At 53.6% G+C, this 2,040-nt stretch carries 2 protein-coding genes; one reads left to right on the top strand and one right to left on the bottom strand.

Going from position 1 to position 2,040, the window contains the following annotated elements; all coding sequences use genetic code 11:
• Window positions 1–294: 294 nt before the first annotated feature.
• Window positions 295–768, bottom strand: a complete 474-nt coding sequence (dfrA14, locus tag ACJHYO_RS23920) for a trimethoprim-resistant dihydrofolate reductase DfrA14 (protein ID WP_004201280.1) — start codon at window positions 766–768, stop codon at window positions 295–297.
• 155 nt (window positions 769–923) lie between these two features.
• Between dfrA14 and intI1 the strand changes: the two genes are divergently transcribed.
• Window positions 924–2,036 carry a class 1 integron integrase IntI1 gene (gene intI1 / locus ACJHYO_RS23915; protein WP_024166810.1) on the top strand — a complete coding sequence of 371 codons (1,113 nt, stop codon included), beginning with the start codon at window positions 924–926 and terminating at the stop codon, window positions 2,034–2,036.
• The last annotated feature ends 4 nt before the right edge of the window (window positions 2,037–2,040 follow it).

The following is a 2,040-nucleotide window of genomic DNA, read 5'->3' as shown; positions in this document are numbered from 1 at the left end:
CCACAGAATGATGTCACGCTGAAAATGCCGGCCTTTGAATGGGTTCATGTGCAGCTCCATCAGCAAAAGGGGATGATAAGTTTATCACCACCGACTATTTGCAACAGTGCCGTCCTGCGAATATGTGAGTTTTGACCTAATGAGCCACAAAAACTCATTTTCGCCCACGATAATTTTTCTACTTCCTTTCTTTGGAATGCTCATTTCAATATTCACATAACGTCGCTATCAATCGCGGAAAAGGCGTAGTGCGCGAAGCGAACGAAGCTTTTTGCCGTCGATTGCATAGCTTTGTTAACCCTTTTTCCAAATTTGATAGCAATAGTTAATGTTTGAAGTAAAGTGTTGCTCAAAAACAACTTCGAAGGTATTTGGAATACTCGGGAAGAAAACATCCCCCTCTGGCTCGATGTCGATCGTCGATAAGTGGAGCGTAGAGGCCATGGGTAATGTTTCTCGGTAAATTTCTCCGCCACCAGACACTATAACGTGACCGGTGAATTCAGCTAGCCTGTCCATGGCCTCTTCGATTGACTGAAATACAACTACATTGTCATCATTTGATGTCCAACCTGAGCGGGTAACGACCGCGTATTTCCTATTGGGGAGTGCGCCCATAGATTCAAACGTCTTGCGACCCACCAGAAGCCACTGATTGTAGGTCAATGCTTTAAAAAGTAGCTGCTCCCCTTTCGCGGACCAGGGTATGTCTGGACCGCAACCAATCACGCCGTTTTTCGCTTTCGCAGCCATCAATGATACTTTCAAGGTTCTCATCCTGGGTTAACTTTGTTTTAGGGCGACTGCCCTGCTGCGTAACATCGTTGCTGCTCCATAACATCAAACATCGACCCACGGCGTAACGCGCTTGCTGCTTGGATGCCCGAGGCATAGACTGTACAAAAAAACAGTCATAACAAGCCATGAAAACCGCCACTGCGCCGTTACCACCGCTGCGTTCGGTCAAGGTTCTGGACCAGTTGCGTGAGCGCATACGCTACTTGCATTACAGTTTACGAACCGAACAGGCTTATGTCCACTGGGTTCGTGCCTTCATCCGTTTCCACGGTGTGCGTCACCCGGCAACCTTGGGCAGCAGCGAAGTCGAGGCATTTCTGTCCTGGCTGGCGAACGAGCGCAAGGTTTCGGTCTCCACGCATCGTCAGGCATTGGCGGCCTTGCTGTTCTTCTACGGCAAGGTGCTGTGCACGGATCTGCCCTGGCTTCAGGAGATCGGAAGACCTCGGCCGTCGCGGCGCTTGCCGGTGGTGCTGACCCCGGATGAAGTGGTTCGCATCCTCGGTTTTCTGGAAGGCGAGCATCGTTTGTTCGCCCAGCTTCTGTATGGAACGGGCATGCGGATCAGTGAGGGTTTGCAACTGCGGGTCAAGGATCTGGATTTCGATCACGGCACGATCATCGTGCGGGAGGGCAAGGGCTCCAAGGATCGGGCCTTGATGTTACCCGAGAGCTTGGCACCCAGCCTGCGCGAGCAGCTGTCGCGTGCACGGGCATGGTGGCTGAAGGACCAGGCCGAGGGCCGCAGCGGCGTTGCGCTTCCCGACGCCCTTGAGCGGAAGTATCCGCGCGCCGGGCATTCCTGGCCGTGGTTCTGGGTTTTTGCGCAGCACACGCATTCGACCGATCCACGGAGCGGTGTCGTGCGTCGCCATCACATGTATGACCAGACCTTTCAGCGCGCCTTCAAACGTGCCGTAGAACAAGCAGGCATCACGAAGCCCGCCACACCGCACACCCTCCGCCACTCGTTCGCGACGGCCTTGCTCCGCAGCGGTTACGACATTCGAACCGTGCAGGATCTGCTCGGCCATTCCGACGTCTCTACGACGATGATTTACACGCATGTGCTGAAAGTTGGCGGTGCCGGAGTGCGCTCACCGCTTGATGCGCTGCCGCCCCTCACTAGTGGGCACTGTTGCAAAGTTAGCGATGAGGCAGCCTTTTGTCTTATTCAAAGGCCTTACATTTCAAAAACTCTGCTTACCAGGCGCATTTCGCCCAGGGGATCACCATAATAAA

The organism is Escherichia sp. WS1118, assembly GCF_046487695.1.
GTDB classification, from domain to species: Bacteria; Pseudomonadota; Gammaproteobacteria; order Enterobacterales; family Enterobacteriaceae; genus Escherichia; species Escherichia coli.
The sequence above is the reverse complement of the archived record's forward strand: the minus strand, read 5'-3'. Positions and strand labels throughout refer to the sequence as shown.

Coding starts and splice junctions, on each gene's coding strand:
- intI1 (WP_024166810.1), top strand. CDS start 924: ATGAAAACCGCCACTGCGCCGTTACCACCGCTGCGTTCGGTCAAGGTT.